This is a genomic window from Xanthobacter sp. DMC47, from assembly GCF_056313845.1.
This window is the reverse complement of record NZ_JBQUZM010000001.1, coordinates 626,915-649,207: the sequence shown is the minus strand read 5'-3', so window position 1 is coordinate 649,207 and position 22,293 is coordinate 626,915. Positions and strand designations below refer to the sequence as shown.

The window sequence follows — 22,293 nt, the reverse complement described above, 5'->3', positions numbered from 1 at the left end:
CGCCTCAGCCCACCGGCACGCGGGCGAGCAGCAGGTCGATGAAGTCGTCGCTGGTCACGCCGTCCGCCTCGGCCTCGAAGGTCATCAGCACGCGATGGCGCAGCACGGGCTTGGCGATGGCCTGCACGTCCTCGGGAATCACGTAGTCGCGCTTGCGCCGCCAGGCGTGGGCGCGGGCGCAGCGGTCGAGGGCGATGGTGCCGCGCGGGCTGGCGCCGAAGCCGACCAGGCCCTGGAGATCCGCGCCGTAAAGCTCGGGACGGCGCGTCGCCTGCACCAGCTGGAGCAGATATTCCTCCACCTGCTCCGCCATGTGGACGGCCAGCACCTCGCGACGGGCGGCGAACACGACCTCCTGCGGCAGCGGCGCGCCGAAATCGGGCGACTCGCCCCGCGCCTCGCCGCGCACGAGGCGCAGAATCTGGCGCTCGGCGTCGAGATCCGGGAAGTCGATGCGCACATGCAGCAGGAAGCGGTCGAGCTGCGCCTCGGGCAGGGGATAGGTTCCTTCCTGCTCGATGGGGTTCTGGGTCGCCATGACCATGAAGAGCGGGGGCAGGCGGCGGGTGGTGCGCCCCACCGTCACCTGACGCTCCGCCATGGCTTCCAGCAGCGCCGACTGCACCTTGGCGGGGGCGCGGTTGATCTCGTCCGCCAGGATGAAATTGTGGAACACCGGCCCTTCCTGGAACTGGAAGCTGCCATCCTCCGGCCGGTAGATGTCGGTGCCGGTGAGGTCGGAGGGCAGAAGGTCCGGCGTGAACTGGATGCGCTGGTCGGTGAGGTCGATGGCATGGGCCAGCGCCTTGATGGCCTTGGTCTTGGCAAGGCCCGGCGCGCCCTCCACCAGAAGGTGGCCATCGGCGAGCACGGCGATGAGCAGCAGCTCCACGAAGGCCGGCTGCCCGAGGATGCAGGCATTCATGTAGACCGAGAGGTCGTCGAAGGCGCGGGCGAGGCTGGTGCGGTCGATGACCGGGGGGCGCGGACGGGCGGAGGAGGCGGCGGGCGGCTCCCGGCGCGCGGCATCGAGGAAGGACGCGTCTCGGCTCGTGCTCATCTCTTGCTCGCGCTCGACTTTCGGGTTCGGCCACGGGCCCGTCGGCGCCATGGCGGGACGGCGGTCCTCCCTGCACCACCGCCGGAAGAGCGCCTCGTCGGCTCCTTATAGCGTCGCGGCTTCCGCGTCACACCTAATCTTGCGTTCATTTTTGAGGGATGGCGCCATTTTCTGACCCGCCGCGCCGCTACCGGAGGGGCAGACGGCGCAGCGGCAGACGGAGGGGCAGGCAAGCGGCGGTGTCGCCTGCATTCCAGTTTGCCGTCGCATTTCCACGAGAGCGGGGTGGCGGGCGGGCGCATTGTCGCGGTCGAACAGGGGACACCCTTGGATACCCATCAGGGAAACCGATGCGCCGCTTCTCCCTTCCCACCCTCCTCGCCGAGGCGCTGAACGCCCATCAGGGCTGGAGCCGCCAGTGGCGCAACCCGACGCCCAAGCCCGCCTACGACGCCCTCATCATCGGCGGCGGCAGCCATGGGCTTGGTGCCGCCTATTACCTCGCGAAGGAGCACGGGCTCCGCAACATCGCGGTGCTGGAGAAGGGCTGGATCGGCGGCGGGAATTCCGGCCGCAACACCACCATCATCCGCTCCAACTACCTCTATGATGAAAGCGCCGCCCTCTACGAGCACGCGGTGAAGCTATGGGAAGGGCTCTCCCAGGAGCTGAACTACAACGTCATGTTCTCCCAGCGCGGCGTGCTGATGCTGGCCCACAACCAGCACGACGTGCAGAGCTTCAAGCGCCACGTCTATGCGAACCGCCTCAACGGCATCGACAATGAGTGGCTGACGCGGGAAGAGGCGAAGGACTTCTGCCCGCCGCTGAACATCTCTCCGGACATCCGCTATCCCGTGCTGGGTGCCGCCCTCCAGCGGCGCGGCGGCACGGCGCGGCATGATGCGGTGGTGTGGGGCTATGCCCGCGGTGCCGATGCGCTCGGTGTCGACATCATCCAGAATTGCGAGGTTACCGCCATCAACCGGGGGCCGGATGGCGCCGTGACGGGCGTCGAGACCACGCGCGGGCCGATCGGGGCGAAGAAGATCGGCGTCTCGGCGGCGGGGCATACCTCCATGGTCATGGCCATGGCCGGGGTGCGGATGCCGCTGGAAAGCTTTCCGCTGCAGGCGCTGGTCTCCGAGCCGGTGAAGCCGTGCTTCCCCTGCGTGCTCATGTCGAACGCGGTCCACGCCTACATCTCCCAGTCCGACAAGGGCGAACTCGTCATCGGCGCGGGCACGGACCAATACGTCTCCTACAGCCAGCAGGGCGGCCTCCACATCACCACCCATACGCTGGACGCCATCTGCGAGCTGTTTCCCGAATTCACGCGCATGAAGATGCTGCGCAACTGGGGCGGCATCGTCGATGTGACGCCGGACCGCTCGCCCATCATCGGCAAGACGCCGGTGAAGGGGCTTTATGTGAACTGCGGCTGGGGCACCGGCGGCTTCAAGGCGACGCCGGGCTCCGCCCATGTGTTCGCCCACACCATCGCCCGCGACGAGCCTCACCCCGTCAACGCCCCCTTCACCCTCGACCGCTTCCGCACCGGCCGCCTCATCGACGAGGCGGCGGCGGCGGCGGTGGCGCACTAGAGCGCATCCTGCGCCCTAGTGCCTTGCGTTTGCCGCGTTTTCTTCACGCAAAACCGGTGCCCACTTTTGCTGAAAACGCTTTGGAGGTTTTCAGATGCTGCTCGTTCCCTGTCCCTATTGCGGGCCGCGTCCCGAGGTGGAATTCCGCTGCGGCGGCGAGGCGCACATCGCCCGCCCGGCTGATCCCGACGCCCTCGATGACGCCGCCTGGGCCGAATATCTCTTCCTGCGCAAGAGCCCGAAGGGCGTCCACGCCGAGCGCTGGCTGCACGCCCACGGCTGCGGCCGCTGGTTCAACGCACTGCGCAATACGGTGAGCGATGCCTTCATCACCACCTACGAGATGGGCCAGCGGCGTCCCGACATCGGGGGGGGCCGCTGATGGCGCAGGAATTCCGCCTTCCCGGCCGCGGCCGCATCGACCGCACGAAGCCCGTCGCCTTCACCTTCAACGGCCGCGCCGTCGAGGGCTACGAGGGCGACACCCTCGCCTCGGCGCTCCTCGCCAGCGGCATCAAGCTGGTGGGCCGCTCGTTCAAATATCACCGTCCGCGCGGGGTGCTGACCCATGGGGCGGACGAGCCCAACGCCCTTCTCCGCGTGGACCGTGGCCCCGGCCGGGCTGATCCCAACAACCGGGCGACGGTGGTGGAGGCGGTGGCGGGCCTGAAGGTCTCCTCGCAGAACCATTGGCCATCGTTGGAGCACGACATCGGGCAGGTGAACGATCTCGTCGCCCCGGTGCTGACGGCCGGCTTCTACTACAAGACCTTCATGTGGCCGCGCTCCTTCTGGGACAAGCTCTATGAGCCGGCCATCCGCGCCTCCGCCGGCCTCGGCGTGGCGCCGGAGGCGCCGGATGCGGACCGCTACGTCCATCGCAACACCCATTGCGACGTGCTGGTGGTGGGTGCCGGCCCGGCGGGCATCGCGGCGGCGCTGGCGGCGTCCGAGGCGGGCAAGCGGGTGATCCTCGCCGACGAGCAGGCGGAGATGGGCGGCAGCCTTCTGGCGGATGTCACCTCCACCCTCGATGGCAAGAGCCCGTCGGCCTTCGTGGCGGATGCGTTGAAGACGCTGGCCGCGCGGGCAAATGTGACGCTGCTCCCGCGCACCACGGCGTTCGGCTATTACAACCACAACCACGTCGTCCTCACCGAGCGCGTCACCGACCACCTCGCCGCGCCGGACCCGAAGCTGCCGCGCGAACGGCTGTGGCAGGTGCGCGCCAAGGAGGTGGTGCTTGCCACCGGCGCCCACGAGCGCCCGCTCGCTTTCGCCGACAATGACCGGCCGGGCATCCTGCTGGCCGAGAGCGTACGCACCTATGTGAACCGCTACGCGGTGGCGCCGGGCCGTCGCATCGTCTTCGCCACCAACGGCGCCTCCGCCTATCGCGCGGCGGCGGATGCGAAGGCGGTGGGGCTGGCGGTGACCCTCGTGGACCTGCGCCCCGAGGCCGAGATCGGCCCCGAGCGGGCGCTGGCCTCCGGCATCGAGATTCTCGCCGGCCATACGGTGGTGGGCTCCACCGGCGGCAAGGGGGTGACGGGGCTCATCGTGGCGCCGCTGTCGGACGGGCGCGTCGGCGCGCGGCGGACGCTGCCGTGTGATTGCGTCGGCATGTCCGGCGGCTGGACCCCGGCCGTGCATCTCTTCTCCCAGTCTCGCGGCAAGCTCGTCTTCCGGAGCGAGATCGACGCCTTCGTGCCGGGCACATCCGTGCAGGCGGAGCGCTCGGCCGGCGCGTGCAAGGGCACCTATGACCTCGCCGCCATCCTCGCCGAGGGCTGGGCGGCCGGGGCGGACGCGGCCGGGATACCCGCTGCCCGCGTGTTCATGGCAGTTCCGGCCACCCCCACCGGCTTCAAGCCGGCGCGGGTGCTGCCCACCGATGCCGATCCGAAGAAGGTGCGCGCCTTCCTCGACTTCCAGAACGACGTGACCGCCAAGGACATCGGCCTTGCGGTCCGCGAGGGGTTCGAGAGCGTCGAGCATGTGAAGCGCTACACCACCAACGGCATGGCCACCGACCAGGGCAAGACCTCCAACATGGCCGCCCTCGGCCTCGTGTCGGAGATCCTGGCCAAGGACATCCCGCAGGTGGGCACCACCACCTTCCGGCCGCCCTATACGCCCGTCACCTTCGGCGCCATCGTCGGCACGGCGCGGGGCGAGACGTTCGATCCCATCCGCACGGCGCCGCTGCATGAGTGGGCGGTGAAGCACGGGGCGAAATTCGAGAACGTCGCCCTGTGGCGCCGAGCCTGGTACTTCCCGAAGGCAGGGGAGGACAAGCACGCGGCGGTGGCCCGCGAATGCCGGGCGGTGCGCGAGAGCGTCGGCCTGCTCGATGCCTCCACCCTCGGCAAGATCGAGGTGGTGGGGCCGGATGCGGCCGAGTTCATGAACCGCATCTATCCCAACGCCTGGACCAAGCTCGAACCCGGCAAATGCCGCTATGGCCTGATGCTGAAGGAAGACGGCTTCATCCTTGACGACGGCATCGTCGCCCGCATGGCAACCGACCGCTTCCATGTCACCACCTCCACCGGCGGCGCGCCGCGTGTGCTGGCGCACATGGAGGACTATCTCCAGACGGAATGGCCGGACCTCGACGTGTTCCTCACCTCCATCACCGAGGAATGGGGCGTCATCGCCGTGCAGGGGCCGCGGGCGCGCGACGTGCTTGCGCCCTTCGTGACCGGCATCGACCTGTCACCGGAGGCCTTCCCCCATATGGCGGTGCGCGAGGGGCAGATTCTCGGCGTGCCGACGCGGTTGATGCGCGTGTCCTTCACCGGCGAACTCGGCTTCGAGGTGAACGTGCCGGCGGATTTCACGCAAGCGGTGTGGGAGGCGCTGTTCGGCTACGGCCAGCACTTCGGCATCACGCCCTACGGCACCGAGGCCATGCACGTGCTGCGCGCGGAGCGCGGCTTCATCATCGTCGGGCAGGAGACGGACGGCACCGTGACGCCGGACGACCTCGGCCTCTCCGGCATGGTTTCCAAGGTGAAGAAAGATTTCGTCGGCAAGCGCTCCCTCGCGCGGCCGGACATGGCGCGGGCGGACCGCAAGCAACTGGTCGGCCTTCTCTCCGCGGACGGGCGCACGGTGCTGGAGGAGGGGGCGCAGATCGTCGCCGATACCGCCCAGCCCATGCCCATGAGAATGCTGGGGCATGTCACCTCCTTCTATCTCAGCCCCACGCTCGACCATCCTATTGCTTTGGCGCTGGTCTCCGGCGGGCGGGCGCGGATGGGCGAGACGCTGCATGTGACGACGCCGGCCGGCTTCACGGCGGTGACGGTGGTGGCTCCGGTGTTCCTCGATCCCGAGGGCAAACGGGTGGAAGGTCTTGTGGAAGGAGGCGTTCATGCCTGAGCGGGTTTCCATCCACCCACGGCGGGCGCCCATTTTCGTCCCGACCGCGTCCGGCCTGGTGCGGGTGCTGCCGGCCGCCGACCGCTTCGTGCTGCAGATGAAGGCGCCGCGCGGCGCGGAACTGCCAGCAGCGGCCGGGGGCTTCGATCTTTCCGGTCCGCTCAACAGCGTGCGCGGCACGCCGGAGCGCTTCGCCGCCCGGATCGGGCCGGGCGAATGGCTGCTCATCTGTCCCGAAGGGGAGGGGGCGGCCGCCGCGCCTGCAATCGCGGGCGATCTCGCCGGCCGCTTCTTCTCGCTGGTGGCGGTGGGGCACCGCAATGCGGCGTTCCTCGTGAGCGGCCCGCAGGCGGCGGACATCCTCAATGCCGGGATCGCGCTGGACCTGAGCGATGCCGCCTTTCCGCCCGGCGCAGCCACGCGCACGCTGCTCGGCAAGGCCGAGGTGGTGCTGGTGCGCACGGGCGCGGACTTCCGCGTGGAGTGCTGGCGCTCCTTCGCGCCCTATGTCCACGCCTTCCTTCAGGAGGCCGCGCGGGAGTTCGCCTGAGCTACTTCTTCAGCTCCCGGATCTCGGCCGGGCGCTGGTTGATGGTGGTGCCGGTGGCGTCCGGAATGAATTCCAGCGGCACCGCCAGCATCCTGCCGCAGGCGGCCACGGTCCATGTCTCGCGCCATGGCCCGTTCTCCGGCGCCGACTTTTCGCCGGGGGAGAGGCCGAAGCCCTCGAACGCGGTGTCTGCCACATTCATGTCCTTGCAGTCGGGCACCTTCGTGCCGGCGCCGATGAAGGCATAGGTGAGCCCGTCGCGCTGGAGCACCACATTGGCGCGGGTGCGGCCCGGCAGCGTCACGAGGAAGCGCACGCCCGAGGGCTCGGCCCGGAACAGGATGTTGATGATCCGCTCCGTGCCGCAGCCGGCCACGGTATAATGTCCCCACCACGCGCCGGACTTCGGCAGGCCCTTGGCGTCGAAGGCCACGTCCTGCTGCAGTGTCACAGACGTGTTGCTGTCGGTGAGGGTGGGGCAGGCGGGCAGGGAGACCGGCGGCACCTTCTGCCACGCCGCTGACAGGGCCGCCCTGTAGGCGTCCGAATAAAGATAGCTCTGGAATTTCTTCGGATCGGTCGCCCCCGGCGCCGTCGCCGCCGTGGCGGTGCCGGCCTGTAGGAGGAGAAAGCCAAGCGCGAGGCCGGCGCTGGTCCGGCCAGTGGCGTGGAAGATCGGCATTGTCCTGCCCCCAAGGTCGCGCGATCGGATCAGAACAGGCTTACCACCGACAGTTGCGCCCCGCCATGCGGCGCTCACCTACTGGTCCACCTCGCAGCGCAGTTCCTGCCGACCGTCTGGCAGGATACGGCGGTGGGTGCGGTCGGCGAGGCGGGTGATGAGGAGGAAGGTGACGCCGTTGAGCATGGCCTCCTCGTCCACGCTGGAATCGAAGGAGGGCTTCGGCCCCGGCTGGAGCGCGCCGCCGGTCCAGGCGAAGGACACATCCAGCACGAACTCGTCGAACCGCGTCGTCACCTCCACCGGCCCCTCCGCGAGGGAGGGTGCGGCGGTGGCGAATTCCTCGGCGATCTGCGCGATGCGCCCCACTTCCTCGGTGCGCGCGCCATCGGCGGCGGCGCTGTCCATGAGGAACTGGCGCAAGATCGCATGGCCCTGAGCCGGAGACCAGACGAGCCGGCGGCTCTTCACCGCGCCGATGCGGAACAGGGCGTTGAGCACGAGCGCGGTGAACAGGCCGAGCACCAGGGAGGAGGTGAGCAGCTCCTGCGCCGTTGCCGACAGCACACGCGCATAGAAATCCGGGATCTCGTCGAAGGAAATGCCGATGAGGAAGCCGAGGCCTACCACGATGGTGCGCCGCGCATCCAGCATCCTTTGGCCGAGGATGGAGATGCCCGACAGCACGATGAAGGCGGAGGCGAACAGCAATGCGGCCCCGAGCACCGGGCGCGGAATGGCCATCACCGCCACCGACGAGCCGGGGATGAAGGCGAGGGCAATCCAGCCGATGCCGACGCCCAGCCCCACCCGCCGGGCCTTCACCTCGGTTGCGACGGCGAGCCCGACGCTGGCCGAATAGGTGTTGAGGCCCAAGGTGCCGATCAACCCCGCGAACAGGGTGCCGAGGCCATCGGCCAGTACGCCGGCCTCGATGTTGGGATAGTCCGGGCGGCGCCACTCCGGATCGCTGGCGCGCTGGCTCGCCACCATGTCGCCGAAGCTGCGCAGGATGGCGGCAAGCGCCCCGGCGAGGAAGCCGGGGAGCAGCCCGATGCTGAAGCTTGGCGTCACCAGCGGCCAGCGGATCAGCTCCAGCAGGGGCTTCACGGAGACCTCCGGCCGCGGCGTGCCGAGGCCGAGGGCGAGATGCACCACGGTGCCTGCCGCAAGTCCCACGAGCACCGCCATGGCGCGCCACGGCGGGCTGCCCCAGGCAGCGAGGATGATCATCACCACAAGGCCGGCCACCGCGCCGCCGGTGCCGGTGAGGGTGACGTCGGCCATCGACTGGCTGTAGCCGACCATCAGCTTGATGGCGACGACGCCGAGGATGATGCCGAGCAGCGTCACCACCAGCCCGACGATCTCGATGGGCAGGAAGGGGCGCATGCGATGCATGACCCGGCTGAACAGCACCTGTGCGATGCCGGCCACGATGGTCATGCCCGCCACCGCCTCCAGCCCGCCGGTACGGGCGGCATAGAGGCCGGCGGGCAGATAGACGGCCGTGAAGACGGCCGGCAGGAGATAGCCGGAGCCGACGCGCCGCAGGAACAGGATGGGCCGTCCCCAGCACTGGAACAGGGTCGCGACGCCCATGGCCAGCATGGCGAGGTCGAGATAGCGCCGCTGCAACTCGGCATCAGCGCCGGCGGCCTGCGCCACCAGCAACGGGAACACCAAAGTCACCGCCATCAGGCCCATGTGCTGGGCCACCGCGCCGACCAGCACGGGGAGCGGCGGATGTGAATCGTGATCGTAACGCAGCCTGCCGCTTCCCACGCGCCCCTCCCGCCCCCGGCCGCTTGCGCGGCTCTATCTGAACTCTGTTCGCCGCCGAACCTCAGGGCGGTGAGCGGGCGCTGGCGGGGGAGGGCGCCTGGGCGTCACCGCACGCCCCCGAACGTCGCGAATCACCCGCGCCGGACGACAGGGCACGGGGCGACGGGGGACATGCGGGGATTGGCGGCAAGGCTGAGCGCAGCGGCATGGAGCGACCCGGCGGAAACAACCCGGCGAGCCTAAAGGGTTTTCCCAAAAAGGGAAATTGCCGGGGCGGCAAGAGACGACTTAACTCGCGCGCATGGCCGCGCGGGCCAGACTCTCCGCCCGGTCATCAGCTTGGCTTTGTTGGGTCCGGGCGAATCCGTCCGGCGCGCCTACAGCGCCACGTAGATGAACTTGTCGGCTTTCAGCGTGGGATAGTTGGCCCGCAGCGCGGTGGCGATCTTGCCGATCAGGTCCTTGTCGCCCGCGGCCGAGGGGCCGACGAAATCGGTGCCCGCCATCCAGGTCTCGAAGAAGCCGTGCAGGCCCTCGTCATAATCCGCGCCGGTGGGATTGGCGGTCTTGTCGGCGAGGGAGGCGATGCCGCCCTTGCTCACTTCCAGACGCCAGTCGCGATCATCCACGACGGAGCCGATCAGGGCCGCCAGCTCCGCGTTCGTCCATTCCGTGTTGAGGTCGAGGGCCATTGTCGCAAGTCCTACCCGAAGAGGTCTCGGGGAGGACGTCACGCAAGAAGCGGTCCAGCGCGGGCGGGGGATGGCCGGCGACGGGCGCCGGCCCTGCCCGGTCGCTCAGCGGCGGTTGGGGAGGTCGGCGGCCTTCACCGCCTCTTCGTGATACCAGCTGCTACCGATCACGGCCTGCGCGGCTCCCACGGCGGCGATCTCGGCGGCCCATTTCGCCTCTTTCGAGGGCATGCCGTTCTTCGCGCCATTCTTCACTGGGAAGACATAGATTTTCGCCGTCTCGCGCTCGTGGTTCGCAGTCATCACTCCGGTCTCCTGTCCGATGAGCCTCCTAGGCGCCATCACTTGAGAACTTCATAACATGATTTGCATCCAACATATACATCGATGTGAGCTTAATCTAGTTTAACGCCTAATTTTTAGGCACATATAAATTGAGGTCACTTATTTCTTTTATTTGCGCGTTTGCTGCATGGCCCGCGCGCGTCTTTCGCAGTGCAGCGGATTGCACCTCTCCAAGCGCGGGTGCCGCGGATTTGTTCCCCAAAGGCGGCAGAACTTTCGCCCCGTGAGGCCGGCAAGCGTGCCGTGCACACGGCGTGTGCGGTACGCCTAAGGCTTCGGCCTAATCATGATGCAGCAATGGGCAGTTGACGTTGCGGCCGCGGGCAAAAAGCCCTTGTCCGGCTACGGGGTCGCCGCTGGCACGCGGATTGCTAGATATGTGCCGGCCCCCGCGGCCGGTGGATCCTTCACGGCCGGACGCTTCAAAGAGTTCCTGAAACAAAGAGTTCGAGAAGCAAAGTCCCGAATTTCACGTCATCGGCTCAGAGAGACTGCAATGCCAAAGTTTAAGCTCGAGTATATCTGGCTCGACGGCTACACCCCGGTTCCCAATCTCCGGGGCAAGACCCAGATCAAGGAATATGACGTGTTCCCGAGCCTCGAGGAGCTGCCGCTCTGGGGCTTCGACGGTTCGTCCACCCAGCAGGCCGAGGGCCGCAGCTCGGACTGCGTGCTGAAGCCGGTCGCCGTCTATCCCGACCCGGCCCGCACCAACGGCGCCCTGGTGATGTGCGAAGTGATGATGCCCGATGGCGTCACCCCGCACCCGACCAACAAGCGCGCCACCATCCTCGATGACGCCGGCGCCTGGTTCGGCTTCGAGCAGGAATACTTCTTCTACAAGAACGGCCGTCCGCTCGGCTTCCCCGAGGCCGGCTATCCCGCGCCGCAGGGCCCCTACTACACGGGCGTCGGCTTCAAGAACGTGGGCGATGTCGCCCGTACCATCGTCGAGGAGCACCTCGACCTCTGCCTCGCCGCCGGGATCAACCACGAGGGCATCAACGCGGAAGTCGCGAAGGGCCAGTGGGAATTCCAGGTGTTCGGCAAGGGCTCCAAGAAGGCCGCCGACGAAGTGTGGATGGCCCGCTACCTGCTCCTGCGTCTCACCGAGAAGTATGGCGTGGACATCGAGTTCCACTGCAAGCCGCTCGGCGACACCGACTGGAACGGCTCGGGCATGCACGCCAACTTCTCCACCTCCTACATGCGTGAAGTGGGTGGCAAGGCGTATTTCGAGAAGCTGATGGCGGCTTTCGAGGCCAACCTCGAGGACCACATCGCCGTCTATGGCCCGGACAATCACATGCGCCTCACCGGCAAGCATGAGACCGCGCCGTGGAACAAGTTCTCCTACGGTGTCGCGGACCGTGGCGCGTCCATCCGCGTCCCGCACTCCTTCGTGAAGAACGACTACAAGGGCTATCTCGAGGATCGCCGCCCGAACTCCATGGGCGACCCCTACCAGATCGCCTCCCAGATCCTGAAGACCATCGCGTCGGTGCCCACCGACGTCTCGGCTGCGGCCTGACGACTTCGCCACGGCGCGGCTCCGCCCGCGCCGTGGCGTTTTTTTCGAGGTCGGGAGCGCCCGCCTCCTGTCGCCGACTGCTCCCGCCACCGATTGCCCCCGCCACTGATTGCTCCCGTCATCGCGGCATCGCGTCACCGAACGCACCGCGCAATCCGTCCGGCGTCCTCCGGCTTCCGCCGTCGAGCCCCCTGCAGTCCGCGCCCCTCTCTCCTGATGGTCCTCAGCCCGCCCGCGCCACTGCGCCGCGCGAAGGCTTCGCTGCGTCCGTCGCCTTCGCGGCGAAGCTGCTATAAGCAGGGATATCCCTTACGGCGCCGCGCCGTGGCGCCCGTCCCCTGCCTTGCGACCGGAGCCGCCGATGCCCGCCGACTGGAGCGCCAGCCAGTATCTGAAGTTCGAGGACCAGCGCACCCGTCCCGCGCGCGATCTCCTCGCGGCGGTGCCGCTTCAGGAGGCGGCGTTCGTGGTGGATCTCGGCTGCGGCCCGGGCAATTCCACCGAGCTTCTGGCGGAGCGGTTCCCCGGCGCGGAACTGCTCGGCCTCGACACCTCGCCGGCCATGCTGGAGGCGGCCCGCGCGCGCCTGCCGGGCGTGACATTCGACCTTGCGGACGCCTCCACCTTCACCCTGCCCAGGCCGGCGGACCTCATCTACGCCAACGCCGTGCTGCAATGGGTGCCGGACCACGAGACCCTGCTGCCGCGCCTCATGTCGCTGCTGGCGCCGGGCGGGGTGCTGGCGGTGCAGATGCCGGACAATCTGGAGGAGCCGTCCCACGTCGCCATGCGCGAGACCGCCATGGCCGGCCCGTGGGCGGACACGCTCCACGCCGCCACCCGCGCCCGCACCGTGCTGCCCGAGCCTGGCGCCTATTACGACATGCTGAAGCCCCATGCGGGGGCGGTGGACCTCTGGCACACCATCTACAACCACCCGCTCGACGGCATCCCGGCCATCGTCGAATGGGTGAAGGGCACGGGCCTGCGCCCCTTCATCGATCCGCTGGAGGGCGACGAGCGCACGCAGTTCCTGGAGGAATATGCCGACCGCCTCACCGAATCCTACCTGCCGCGGGTGGATGGCAAGGTGCTCCTCGCCTTCCCCCGCTTCTTCATCGTGGCGGTGAAGTAAAAGCCCGCTCGGCGCCTGAGCGGAGAGAGGCGAGACTTACGCGCGGATTTCCCATTCTGTCATCGCCCGCCTTGTGCGGGCGATCCACGGTGCCGTTGGACGGATCTAGGACTGGCGAGCGCGGACGCGCGGCGAAGTGGATCCCCCGGACAAGCCGGGGGATGACCGGCTGGTGGGGCCCGCACCCTCACCAGCTCGGCAGGACCGCGCCCTTGAAGGTTTCGAGGATGAAGGTGCGCGTCTCCGGCGAGTGATAGGTCTCGACGAAGGTCTTCACCCATGGCTTGTCCTTGTCCTGGGCGCGCACGGCGATGACGTTCACGTAGGGGCCCTTGGGCTCCTCACGCAAGATGGGGTCCTTCACCGGGTCGAGGCCGGCTTCCTTGGCATAATTGGTGTTGATGCCCGCTGCCGCGAGATCGGGGAGGGAGCGGGGCAGCTGGGCCGCGTCGATCTCCACGAACTTCAGCTTCTTCGGGTTCTCCACCACGTCCACCACCGAGGCCTTCACGCCCACGCCGTCCTTGAGCTTGATGATGCCCTTGTCGGCGAGCAGCAGCAGCACACGGCCGCCATTGGTGGGGTCGTTGGGAATGCCGATGGACGATCCGGCCGGGATGTCCTCGAACTTCTTGTACTTGGTGGAATAGACGCCGATGGGAAAGTTCACCGTGGTGCCCACGGAGACGATCTTGTAGCCGCGATCGGCGATCTGGTTATCGAGATAGGGCTGGTGCTGGAAGGAATTGGCCTCCAGGTCGCCGGACGACAGCGCGGCATTGGGCACCACATAGTCCGAGAACTCGATCACCTTGATGTCGAGCCCCTTCTTCGCCGCCTCTTCCTTCACCTTCTCCAGGATCTGGGCGTGCGGGCCTGGGGTGACGCCGACCTTGATGGTCTCGGCGGACGCGGCAAAGGCGACGAGGGAAATGCCGGCGGCGAGCGCCAGCGCAAGGGCCTTCATGGAAACCTCCATTTGGATCGGAAAGGGTCTGTGCGCGCCGGGGCTCAGCCGCGGCTGCGCTTGTCGAGGCGGCGGGCGAGGAGATCGCCGAGCGTTTGCACCGCCTGCACCAGGAGAATGAGCACGATCACCACCGCCGCCATCACTTCCGGCATGAAGCGCTGGTAGCCGAAGCGGATGCCGAGGTCGCCGAGGCCGCCGCCGCCCACGGCGCCCACCATGGCCGAGTAGCCGAGCAGCGACACCGCCGCGAGCGTGAGGGCCAGCGTGATGGCGGGCAGCGCCTCCGGCAGCAGCACCTTGGCGACGATCTGGATGGGGCTCGCACCCATGGCCCGCGCGGCTTCCACCAGCCCCTGGTCCACCTCGCGGATGGCCGCCTCGATGAGGCGCGCGATGAAGGGCGCCGCTGCCACTGTCAGCGGCACGATGGCCGCGCTGGTGCCGATGGAGGTGCCCGCCACGAAGCGGGTGAAGGGGATGATGGCGACCACGAGGATGATGAAGGGCGTGGAGCGCGCCGCATTCACCACGAGGCCGAGGCTCTGGTTGAGCCACGGCGCCGCGAACAGCTCGCCCGCGCGGCTGGTGGCGAGGAACACGCCGAGCGGCAGGCCGATGAGCGTGCCGAGCGCGCCCGAGACGGCCACCATGTAGAGCGTCTGCTGGGTGGCGTCGATGATGAGGTCGACGATGGTGGGCGGCAGCAGGCCGAAGGTGATGTCAAACATAGCCGAGGACCTCCGCCGTCAGGTTGAGCCGTTCCACGGCATTGATGACGGCGCTCACGGTGGGCGCGTCGCCCGGCACCGAGACCACGATGACGCCGAAGGGCGTGCCGGCGATCTCGTCCACCTGGGCCTGGATGATGTTCACGTCCACCGAGAGCAGGCGCGACACCCGCGACAGCACAGGGTCCTGCGCATGCTGGCCGGTGAAGACGATACGCAGCACCGCCTGGTCGCGCCCCTCGCGCGGCTCGGCGGAAAGCTGCTCGGCGACGCGGCGGGGCAGGCTCTTGGCGGTCAGCGCGGCGAGGAAGGAGCGGGTGGTGGCGTGGCGCGGGCGGGCGAACACCTCATAGGTGGCGCCGTCTTCTACGATGCGGCCGCCGTCGATCACCGCCACCTTGTCGGCCACCGCCTTGATGACCGCCATTTCGTGGGTGATGAGCAGCACGGTGAGGTTCAGCTCCGCATTCACCCGGCGCAGCAGTGCGAGGATCTGCTCGGTGGTCTCGGGATCGAGGGCCGAGGTGGCTTCATCCGAGAGCAGCACGCGCGGGCGGGTGGCGAGCGCGCGGGCGATGCCGACGCGCTGCTTCTGGCCGCCGGAGAGTTCGGCCGGGTAGCGGTCGCGCTTGTCGGAGAGGCCGACGAGATCGAGCAGCGGCTCCACCCGCGCCTTGATTTCGGCGCGCGGCACGCCGGCGATCTCCAGTGGCAGGGCGACATTGTCGAAGGCGGTGCGGCGGGCCAGCAGATTGAAGTGCTGGAAGATCATGCCGATGGAGCGGCGCTCCTTGCGCAGCGCGGCTTCGTCGAGGGCGCCGATGTCCACGTCGTCCACCAGCACGCGCCCGCCGGTGGGCTTCTCCAGCCCGTTGACGAGGCGGATGAGGGTGGACTTGCCCGCCCCCGACCGGCCGATGACGCCGAGGATGGCGCCTTCCGGTACGTCCAGCGTGATGTCGGAGAGGGCATGGACCGCCGCATGGCCGCGCCGGGCCGCGAAGGTCTTCGCCACCCGTTCGAAGCGGATGATGGAGCGCGCTGGAGTGGGAACGGGAGACGGATCGGGCAGGGTGGGCACGGCGGCCGCCAAAGTGAGGGGGGCGTTCATGAAAGGCTCCGGCATGACCGGCTGTTCGTCAATCCGGCCGTTTGTGACGCGCGGCGGCGCGGCGGTACGGTGCGGAGGGCAGGAGAACAGGCGGCTCGGGAAGGGATGGGTGTCGGCGCAACCGGGACAGGGCCACGCTCTGCGCGGCATTCGGCGGTTTCACGCCGCTCCAGCGGCTGTCAGCGACACATCATCATGGCAGGGCCCATCGGTTCCGGGGCGAACATGGCGGCAATATCGTTCGTTTTATCGAACGCGTCAAGTCTGAATAAAGTTGATTATATTTATTGAATTATAGCCCGTCCAGCAGCCGCCGGCCCAGCCGTTGCAGCGCCCGGCCGAACACGGCGGGATCATTGAGCGCGCGGGCCAGCACCAGCGCACCCTGGATGGCGATAACCGCCTCCTCCGCCCGGTCGTCGGCTTCAGCGGCGGGAAGGCCGGTGCGGGCGAGGGCGGCGGCGAGGGCATCGCGCCAGCGGGCGAAATAGGAGGCAACCTGTTCGCCGAACCGGTCCCGCACCTCGCCCAAAGCGAACACACCCACGAGGCAGACCCGCCGGCCCGAGCGGAAATAGGCATCGGTGCGGGCCAGCATGTCCCGCACCGCGGCGGCGGGGTCGCCGTCCGCCCGCAGGGGCGCGTAGACATTGGCCTCGAACCAGCCGTCGATCTCGGCCAGAACGGCTGCCGCCATCTCCTCCTTCCCGCCGGGGAAGAAGTGATAGAGGCTGCCCTTGCCGAGCCCGGTGCGGGCCGTGATGTGGGCGAGGCTTGCCCCCTCATATCCGTGCTCGCGGAACACCTCGCCCAGAAGGGGCAGGATGTCCGCGCGCTCGGCCACCGTTCGTGCCATCACATCCCCAGTTCGGCGAGGCCCGGATGGTCCGCCGGACGCGGGCCGAGGGGCCAGTGGAAGCGGCGGTCGCTCTCGGCAATCGCCACGTCGTTGATGGAGGCCTCGCGCCGGCGCATCAGGCCCTCGGCGTCGAACTCCCACTGCTCGTTGCCATAGGAGCGGTACCACGCGCCATCGGCATCGTGCCACTCATACTGGAAGCGCACCGCGATGCGGTTGTCGTTCAGCCCCCACAGCTCCTTGATGAGGCGATAGTCCAGCTCCCGCCGCCACTTGGCGGTGAGGAAGCTGACGATCTCGGGGCGGCCGGTGAGGAAGTCCGAGCGGTTCCGCCAGCGGCTGTCGGGCGTGTAGGCTAGGGAGACGCGCTCCGGGTCGCGGGTGTTCCAGGCATCCTCCGCCATGCGCACCTTTTGCGCGGCGGTCTCGACGGTGAAGGGCGGCAGCGGCGGGCGGGCCATGGGTCTCTCCTGTACTGATCAGTCAATGATGTACTGAATGGTACAAATGGCAGCGTGAGTCAAGCGGCCCTCCCGTCCGGGTGGAGGGGAGGGCCGCTGGATTTGCTGGGATGGAAGCGGGCTATTCGCCGGCCGGATGGTGCAGGCCCGGCGGGATTCCGTGGCCCTCCGGCTCATCCTTGCCGCCGATGAAGCGGCCGAAGATGCGACCGAGGAAGTGGCTCAAATCATCCATCACCGTGAACACCGCCGGCACGAACACCAGCGACAGCACGGTGGAGGTGATGAGGCCGCCGATGACCGCGATGGCCATGGGCGCGCGGAAGGCGCCGCCTTCGCCCAGCGCCATGGCCGAAGGCACCATGCCGGCCACCATGGCGATGGTGGTCATGACGATGGGCTGCGCGCGCTTGCGGCCGGCCTCGATGAGGGCGGTGAAGCGGTCGACGCCCTGGTGCATGGACTCGATGGCGAAATCCACCAGCAGGATGGCGTTCTTCGTCACGATGCCCATCAGCATCAGGAAGCCGATGACCACGGGCATGGACACCGAATTGCCGGTGATGAGCAGCGCGATGAAGGCGCCGCCCACGCTCAGCGGCAGCGAGACGAGGATGGTGATGGGCTGCAGGATGTCGTGGAACAGCAGCACCAGCACCGCCAGCACCAGCATCAGGCCCGCCGCCATGGCCATGGCGAAGCCGGAGAACACCTCGGCCATGATCTCGGCGTCGCCGGCCTCCTTCAGCGTCACGCCGGCCGGCAGGTTCTGCGCCGCGGGCAGGGCCTTCACCTTGGCGAGGGCGTCGCCCAGCGGCGTGTCGCCCACGAGGTCCGCCTCCACCGCCACGCGGCGGGCGCGGTCGTAGCGGTCGAGGGCGGTGGGGCCCTTGCCGAACTGGATGTCCGCCACGGCGGAGAGCGGCACCGCGCCGCCCGACGCCGTGGGCACCTTCAGCGCGTCGAAGGTGGAAAGCCGCGTGCGGGCGTTCTCGGCGAGCTGCACGCGGATGTCGATCTGCCGGTCCTTGGCGGAGAACTTGGCGAGGTTGGCGGAGATGTCGCCGATGGTGGCGATGCGCACCGTCTCGGCGATGGTGTCCACCGAGACGCCCAGCTCCGCCGCCTCGTCGAGCTTGGGCACGATGCGGATTTCCGGCCGGTCGAGGGCGGCGGAGGAGACCACGTTGGCGAGTTCGGGCACGTCGGCGCGCACCGCCTTCTCCACCGCCACCGCGGCCTCGGCCACCGCCGCGCCGTCGCTGCCGGAGAGGATCACCTGGAAGCCGCGCTGGGTGTTCTGGCCGTTCTGGCTCCACGAGACGCGCAGGTCCGGCATGGCCGCCAGCGTCTTCGAGAACTGGGTCTCGAAGGTCTTCTGGTCGATCTTGCGCTCGCTGCGGGGCTTCAAATTGATGACGATCTGCGCCTTGCGCACCTCGCCGGAGGTGAGCGCGAGGCCGCCCGAACCGCCGGTGCCGGCGGTGGCATAGACGCTCTTCACCTCGGGCAGGCTGAGGGCCGCGCGGGCGATCTCGTCGGACACCTTCTGCGTCTCCCCGATGGTGCTGCCGGGCGGCAGTTCCACCGAGAGGAGGGCGCGGGAGATGTCGTTGGTGGGCAGGAAGCCGGAGGGCAGCAGCGTGGACAGCCAGATGGAGCCGGCGAAGATGGCGATGCCCATGCCGATGGTGGCGAAGCGGTGCTTCACCGACCATGAGAGCAGGCGCACATAGCCCCGCATCACGGCGCCGTCGCGGCCCTCGCGGTGGCCGGTGTCCTTCATGAAATAGGCTGCGACCAATGGCGTGATGAGCCGCGCCACGGCCAGCGAGAACAGCACCGCGATGGCGACCGTCAGGCCGAATTGCTTGAAGTATTGCCCCGCGATGCCGCCCATGAAGGACACGGGCGCGAAGACCGCGGCGATGGTGAGGGTGGTCGCCACCACCGCGAGGCCGATTTCGTCCGCCGCCTCGATGGCCGCGCGATAGGGGGATTTACCCATGCGCATGTGGCGGACGATGTTCTCGATCTCCACGATGGCGTCGTCCACCAGGATGCCGGTGACGAGGGTGATGGCCAGCAGGCTCACCGCGTTCAGCGAGAAGCCCAGCATGTCCATGACCCAGAAGGTGGGCAGGATGGAGAGCGGGATGGCGAGCGCGGTGATGAGGGTGGCGCGGATGTCGCGCAGGAACAGGAACACCACGATGACCGCGAGGATGGCACCCTCGATCAGCGTGTGCATGGCACTCTGGTAGTCCGACTTGGTGAAGCGGACCGTGGTGTCGATCTCGGTGATGGAAACGTCGGGATGGGCGGCGCGCAGCTTGGCGAGTTCCTCGGTCACGCGGTCATAGACCGTCACGTCCGAGAAGCCCTTGGCGCGGTAGACGCCGAAGGCCACCACGCTCTTGCCGTCGAGCCGCGCGAACACGCGCTGCTCGGCCGCGCCGTCCACCACGGTGCCAAGCTCGCCGAGCCGCACCGAGCGCCCGTTGGAGAGCACGATGCGGGTATCCGCCAGCGCCTCCACAGAGGAGGCACCGGCGAGGGTGCGGATGGGCTGCTCCTGCGTGCCCACCTCGCCCCGGCCGCCGGAGACGTCGAGATTGGTGGCGCGCAACTGCCGGCTCACCTCGGCGGCGGTGATGCCCAGCGACATCAGCCGGTCGGGATCGAGCGCGATACGGATCTCGCGGTCCACGCCGCCCTGCCGCTTCACCTGCGCCACGCCGCGCACGCCCTGAAGGGCGCGGGCGAGGGTGTCGTCGATGAACCAACTCACCTGCTCCGTCGTCATGTTCGGCGCGGAGACCGCGTAGGTGACGATGGGCAGGCCTTCGATGTCGATGCGCTGGATCTGCGGCTCGTCGATGGAGCGGGGCAGGTCCATGCGGATCTTGGTGATGGCGTCGCGCGTGTCGTTCACGGCGCGGTCCACGAGCGTTTCCAGGTGGAATTCCACCAGCGTCACGCTCGCCCCCTCGCTGATGGAGGAGGTGATGTGCTTGACGCCGGAGATGCCGGCGATGGCGTTCTCCACCTTCTTCGTCACCTGCGTCTCCAGCTCGCTCGGGGCGGCGCCGGACTGGGTGACGGTGACCATGACGATGGGCAGGTCGATGTTCGGCATCTGCGTCACCGGGAGTTCCCGGAAATGCACGATGCCGAGCGCCGTCAGGATGAAGAAGAAGACGAGGGCCGGGACGGGCTTGCGGATCGCCCAGGCGGAGACGTTGAGAGCCATCAGCGCGCCTCGCCGAGGGAGAGTTGCGACCGCACCGGTGTCACCCGGTCGCCGTCGCGCAGGAAGCTGCCGGCCCGCGCCACCACGTCGGCGTCAGCGGAAAGCCCCTCGGTGACGAGGATGCGGCCCTCCTTCTTCAGGCCGGGCGTGATGCGCTGGATGCCGACGATGCCGTCGGTGACGGTGAGCACATAGGCGCCCTCCGCATCGAACATGACGGCGGACTGGGGCAGGCTGAGGCCCTTCACCTCGCCGAGGGCGATCACCGCGCGGCCGTAGGCGCCGGACTTCAGGCGCGGGTCGTCGGGCAGAGCGATCTTCACCTTGCCGAGGCGCGAGGCGCGGTCCACCTCGGCGGAGACGAGGCGGACCTTGCCGCCGAGGGGTTCCTCGAAGCCGGCGGGCACGACCTGGGCGGAAAGCCCGTCCTTCATGCGCGGCATGGAGCCTTCCGGCACGTCGGCGTCGAGGTCCATGGCGCCGTCCTCGGCGATGCGGAACAGGGGCGCGGCGCGGGTGGAGAGGGCGATGGCGCCGAGCTTCGCCTCGCGCGACAGCACGAGGCCGGCGGCGGGGGCGCGCACGTCGGTGCGCTTGAGCTTCACCTCGATCTCGTCGCGCTGGGCCTTCACGAACACCGCCTCCGCCTGGGCGGCGATGAGCGTCTCGCGGGCGGCGGCGACCTGGGCGGTGGCGACCTTCGCCGCGCGCTCGCGTTGCTCCAACTGCTCCTGGGAGGAGGTGCCGGTCTTGCTGAGCTGGCGGGTGCGCTCTACCGCGGCGGTGGCCTCGGTCTCCTGCGCGATGGCCTGGTCGAGGGCCGCCTGCTGCTGGGCGATGGCGGCGCGGGCCTTGGCGGCGGAGGCGGTGTTCTGGGCGAGCTGGGTCTCCAGCACATCGCGCGAGAGGCGGGCCAGCACCTGGCCCTTCTCCACCCGGTCGCCGGCCTCCACCAGGATCTCGACGAGGCGATAGCCCTCGATTTCCGGCCCCACCTCGATCTCCTCGCGCGGCTTGATGGAGCCGGTGACGAGCAGCGTGTCGGCCATGGTGTCCGGCCGCGGCTTCACCACCGTCACCGACAGGGCCGACGCGCGGGCGGCCTCGGCTGCCGCCGCGGGCTCGGCCGCGATCGCGGGCGGCGCGAGGAGGGCGCCGGCGGCAAGGACGAGCGAGGCCGAGATGGCGAGGCGGGAGGCCGCAGAGGGGGCGGGACGGAGCGCCGGGCGGACGGACGCGGACATGGTGGAAAGAACCTCGTTCCGAAGGAGCGCGGGACCGTGCGGTTCAACCGCGGCATTCCCGTGACGTAAGGCGATGGAGATGCAGTTCTTGATTGTGCGTGTCATTCCGGCACCGCTTTCGGTTGGGCCGGGGCCAGCATGCGGCGGACCATGGCCTCGATGGCCGGCATCCGCGCCTCCAGCTTCCATTCGGGATGAAGCTGGTGATGCAGGATTACGCCGTCGCCGATGAGCTGGATCACGATGCAGATGGTCTCGAGGTCGAGGGCCGGATCGATCTCGCCCTGCTTGACCGCCGTGGTGAGCGCCTCGGCCAGCAGAACGCTCGTCTCCGCCTCGCAGGCGGCCATGGTGTTGCGCAGGTCTTCGTTGCGGATCGCCTCGGCCATGATCTCCGGCCCGAGCCGCGCCGTCGCCATGTTGCGCCCGCTCAGCAACTCGCCGAGGCAGGCCGCCAGCGCACCGAGCACGGACGGCGCCTGCGTAATCATGTCGAACATGGCGAGCCGTTCGGACCGCTCGCCTTCCACGATGGCGGCGATGATGGATTCCTTGGAAGGGAAATAGCGGTAGAGCGCCCCCGGGCTCATGCCCGCCTCGGCGCAGATCTTCTGCATGGACGCGCCGTGGAAGCCGTCGCGGCCGAAGCAGACCATGGCGGCATCGAGGATGCGCTTGCGCTGCTCCTGCTTGTGGTCCGGACGCGGGGCGGCGGCCTCGCGGAGCGCAGTCTCTGGCAAAGGGCGTGACATCTGGGCGGATCGGCACCTTGGAGCGAACGAGAGCGAATGTTCGTTCGCAATAATGCAGCCGCGTCCCCGATGCAAGAGTGAACGTTCGTTCGCGCCTTGGCCGCCCCGCGAGTTTCAGCACCGGACAGCCGCGCTTGCGGTCGG

Annotated in this window: 19 protein-coding genes; 6 read left to right on the top strand and 13 right to left on the bottom strand. The window is 68.5% G+C overall.

What is annotated here, in order from left to right:
- Positions 1-4 precede the first annotated feature (4 nt).
- Positions 5-925: an AAA family ATPase gene (locus tag ACT54R_RS03085; protein ID WP_051460815.1), complete on the bottom strand. Its 921-nt coding sequence runs from the start codon at positions 923-925 to the stop codon at positions 5-7.
- Between the two features lie 485 nt (positions 926-1,410).
- Between ACT54R_RS03085 and ACT54R_RS03080 the strand changes: the two genes are divergently transcribed.
- The 4 genes from ACT54R_RS03080 to ACT54R_RS03065 all read left to right on the top strand — a co-directional run bounded on the left by ACT54R_RS03080 (position 1,411) and on the right by ACT54R_RS03065 (position 6,601).
- Positions 1,411-2,664 (top strand): sarcosine oxidase subunit beta family protein, encoded by a 1,254-nt coding sequence (locus tag ACT54R_RS03080; RefSeq protein ID WP_476323480.1) that lies wholly within the window; start codon positions 1,411-1,413, stop codon positions 2,662-2,664.
- Positions 2,665-2,758: 94 nt separating this feature from the next.
- Positions 2,759-3,046 (top strand): sarcosine oxidase subunit delta, encoded by a 288-nt coding sequence (locus ACT54R_RS03075; RefSeq protein ID WP_476323477.1) that lies wholly within the window; start codon positions 2,759-2,761, stop codon positions 3,044-3,046.
- Entirely contained in the window at positions 3,046-6,051 is a 3,006-nt protein-coding gene (locus tag ACT54R_RS03070) for a sarcosine oxidase subunit alpha family protein (protein ID WP_476323474.1), read from the top strand. The genes ACT54R_RS03075 and ACT54R_RS03070 overlap by 1 nt, the downstream gene beginning before the upstream one ends.
- Positions 6,044-6,601, top strand: a complete 558-nt coding sequence (locus ACT54R_RS03065) for a sarcosine oxidase subunit gamma (protein ID WP_476323471.1) — start codon at positions 6,044-6,046, stop codon at positions 6,599-6,601. Before ACT54R_RS03070 ends, ACT54R_RS03065 begins: the two co-directional genes overlap by 8 nt.
- 1 nt (position 6,602) lies before the next feature.
- Here the strand turns inward: ACT54R_RS03065 and ACT54R_RS03060 are convergent, their stop codons facing one another.
- The 4 genes from ACT54R_RS03060 to ACT54R_RS03045 form a co-directional block, all read right to left on the bottom strand.
- Positions 6,603-7,283 carry a hypothetical protein gene (locus tag ACT54R_RS03060; RefSeq protein WP_476323468.1) on the bottom strand — a complete coding sequence of 227 codons (681 nt, stop codon included), beginning with the start codon at positions 7,281-7,283 and terminating at the stop codon, positions 6,603-6,605.
- Between the two features lie 78 nt (positions 7,284-7,361).
- Positions 7,362-9,068 carry a uracil-xanthine permease family protein gene (locus ACT54R_RS03055; protein ID WP_476323465.1) on the bottom strand — a complete coding sequence of 569 codons (1,707 nt, stop codon included), beginning with the start codon at positions 9,066-9,068 and terminating at the stop codon, positions 7,362-7,364.
- Positions 9,069-9,445: 377 nt separating this feature from the next.
- On the bottom strand, positions 9,446-9,760 hold the full coding sequence (locus ACT54R_RS03050) for a hypothetical protein (protein ID WP_168460989.1): 315 nt from the start codon (positions 9,758-9,760) through the stop codon (positions 9,446-9,448).
- Between the two features lie 105 nt (positions 9,761-9,865).
- Positions 9,866-10,063, bottom strand: coding sequence for a DUF2735 domain-containing protein (locus ACT54R_RS03045; RefSeq protein ID WP_476323462.1), 198 nt, complete (start codon positions 10,061-10,063; stop codon positions 9,866-9,868).
- A 538-nt stretch (positions 10,064-10,601) separates the two neighbouring features.
- On the opposite strand from ACT54R_RS03045, the gene ACT54R_RS03040 reads away from it, so the two are divergent.
- On the top strand, positions 10,602-11,636 hold the full coding sequence (locus ACT54R_RS03040) for a glutamine synthetase beta-grasp domain-containing protein (RefSeq protein ID WP_168460985.1): 1,035 nt from the start codon (positions 10,602-10,604) through the stop codon (positions 11,634-11,636).
- A 361-nt stretch (positions 11,637-11,997) separates the two neighbouring features.
- Positions 11,998-12,771: a trans-aconitate 2-methyltransferase gene (tam, locus tag ACT54R_RS03035; protein ID WP_476323458.1), complete on the top strand. Its 774-nt coding sequence runs from the start codon at positions 11,998-12,000 to the stop codon at positions 12,769-12,771.
- A gap of 187 nt (positions 12,772-12,958) precedes the next feature.
- On the opposite strand, the gene ACT54R_RS03030 is transcribed toward tam, so the two are convergent.
- The 8 genes from ACT54R_RS03030 to ACT54R_RS02995 all read right to left on the bottom strand — a co-directional run bounded on the left by ACT54R_RS03030 (position 12,959) and on the right by ACT54R_RS02995 (position 22,149).
- The gene (locus ACT54R_RS03030; protein WP_476323455.1) at positions 12,959-13,750 is read right to left on the bottom strand and encodes a MetQ/NlpA family ABC transporter substrate-binding protein; all 792 of its coding nucleotides are present in this window, start codon (positions 13,748-13,750) and stop codon (positions 12,959-12,961) included.
- 32 nt (positions 13,751-13,782) lie between these two features.
- Positions 13,783-14,469 (bottom strand): methionine ABC transporter permease, encoded by a 687-nt coding sequence (locus tag ACT54R_RS03025; protein ID WP_476323452.1) that lies wholly within the window; start codon positions 14,467-14,469, stop codon positions 13,783-13,785.
- On the bottom strand, positions 14,462-15,580 hold the full coding sequence (locus ACT54R_RS03020; RefSeq protein WP_476323449.1) for a methionine ABC transporter ATP-binding protein: 1,119 nt from the start codon (positions 15,578-15,580) through the stop codon (positions 14,462-14,464). Before ACT54R_RS03020 ends, ACT54R_RS03025 begins: the two co-directional genes overlap by 8 nt.
- A gap of 292 nt (positions 15,581-15,872) precedes the next feature.
- Positions 15,873-16,436 (bottom strand): TetR/AcrR family transcriptional regulator, encoded by a 564-nt coding sequence (locus ACT54R_RS03015; RefSeq protein ID WP_476323446.1) that lies wholly within the window; start codon positions 16,434-16,436, stop codon positions 15,873-15,875.
- Complete coding sequence (locus tag ACT54R_RS03010; RefSeq protein ID WP_476323443.1) at positions 16,436-16,900, bottom strand: nuclear transport factor 2 family protein; 465 nt, start codon at positions 16,898-16,900, stop codon at positions 16,436-16,438. The genes ACT54R_RS03015 and ACT54R_RS03010 overlap by 1 nt, the downstream gene beginning before the upstream one ends.
- A gap of 121 nt (positions 16,901-17,021) precedes the next feature.
- Positions 17,022-20,153 carry an efflux RND transporter permease subunit gene (locus ACT54R_RS03005; protein WP_476323440.1) on the bottom strand — a complete coding sequence of 1,044 codons (3,132 nt, stop codon included), beginning with the start codon at positions 20,151-20,153 and terminating at the stop codon, positions 17,022-17,024.
- Positions 20,153-21,397 (bottom strand): efflux RND transporter periplasmic adaptor subunit, encoded by a 1,245-nt coding sequence (locus tag ACT54R_RS03000; protein ID WP_476323437.1) that lies wholly within the window; start codon positions 21,395-21,397, stop codon positions 20,153-20,155. The genes ACT54R_RS03005 and ACT54R_RS03000 overlap by 1 nt, the downstream gene beginning before the upstream one ends.
- A gap of 101 nt (positions 21,398-21,498) precedes the next feature.
- A complete protein-coding gene (locus ACT54R_RS02995; protein ID WP_476323434.1) occupies positions 21,499-22,149 on the bottom strand; it encodes a TetR/AcrR family transcriptional regulator in 651 nt (216 codons plus the stop codon).
- Between the last annotated feature and the right edge of the window lie 144 nt (positions 22,150-22,293).

Excerpts from the sequence above, each read along its gene's own strand:
- ACT54R_RS03030 (WP_476323455.1), bottom strand. The coding sequence starts at position 13,750 with ATGGAGGTTTCCATGAAGGCCCTTGCGCTGGCGCTCGCCGCCGGCATT.
- ACT54R_RS02995 (WP_476323434.1), bottom strand. The coding sequence starts at position 22,149 with ATGTCACGCCCTTTGCCAGAGACTGCGCTCCGCGAGGCCGCCGCCCCG.
- ACT54R_RS03010 (WP_476323443.1), bottom strand. The coding sequence starts at position 16,900 with ATGGCCCGCCCGCCGCTGCCGCCCTTCACCGTCGAGACCGCCGCGCAA.
- ACT54R_RS03020 (WP_476323449.1), bottom strand. The coding sequence starts at position 15,580 with ATGAACGCCCCCCTCACTTTGGCGGCCGCCGTGCCCACCCTGCCCGAT.
- ACT54R_RS03015 (WP_476323446.1), bottom strand. The coding sequence starts at position 16,436 with ATGGCACGAACGGTGGCCGAGCGCGCGGACATCCTGCCCCTTCTGGGC.
- ACT54R_RS03000 (WP_476323437.1), bottom strand. The coding sequence starts at position 21,397 with ATGTCCGCGTCCGTCCGCCCGGCGCTCCGTCCCGCCCCCTCTGCGGCC.
- ACT54R_RS03040 (WP_168460985.1), top strand. The coding sequence starts at position 10,602 with ATGCCAAAGTTTAAGCTCGAGTATATCTGGCTCGACGGCTACACCCCG.
- ACT54R_RS03065 (WP_476323471.1), top strand. The coding sequence starts at position 6,044 with ATGCCTGAGCGGGTTTCCATCCACCCACGGCGGGCGCCCATTTTCGTC.
- ACT54R_RS03085 (WP_051460815.1), bottom strand. The coding sequence starts at position 925 with ATGAATGCCTGCATCCTCGGGCAGCCGGCCTTCGTGGAGCTGCTGCTC.
- ACT54R_RS03045 (WP_476323462.1), bottom strand. The coding sequence starts at position 10,063 with ATGACTGCGAACCACGAGCGCGAGACGGCGAAAATCTATGTCTTCCCA.
- ACT54R_RS03060 (WP_476323468.1), bottom strand. The coding sequence starts at position 7,283 with ATGCCGATCTTCCACGCCACTGGCCGGACCAGCGCCGGCCTCGCGCTT.
- ACT54R_RS03075 (WP_476323477.1), top strand. The coding sequence starts at position 2,759 with ATGCTGCTCGTTCCCTGTCCCTATTGCGGGCCGCGTCCCGAGGTGGAA.
- ACT54R_RS03025 (WP_476323452.1), bottom strand. The coding sequence starts at position 14,469 with ATGTTTGACATCACCTTCGGCCTGCTGCCGCCCACCATCGTCGACCTC.
- tam (WP_476323458.1), top strand. The coding sequence starts at position 11,998 with ATGCCCGCCGACTGGAGCGCCAGCCAGTATCTGAAGTTCGAGGACCAG.
- ACT54R_RS03050 (WP_168460989.1), bottom strand. The coding sequence starts at position 9,760 with ATGGCCCTCGACCTCAACACGGAATGGACGAACGCGGAGCTGGCGGCC.
- ACT54R_RS03080 (WP_476323480.1), top strand. The coding sequence starts at position 1,411 with ATGCGCCGCTTCTCCCTTCCCACCCTCCTCGCCGAGGCGCTGAACGCC.
- ACT54R_RS03070 (WP_476323474.1), top strand. The coding sequence starts at position 3,046 with ATGGCGCAGGAATTCCGCCTTCCCGGCCGCGGCCGCATCGACCGCACG.
- ACT54R_RS03005 (WP_476323440.1), bottom strand. The coding sequence starts at position 20,153 with ATGGCTCTCAACGTCTCCGCCTGGGCGATCCGCAAGCCCGTCCCGGCC.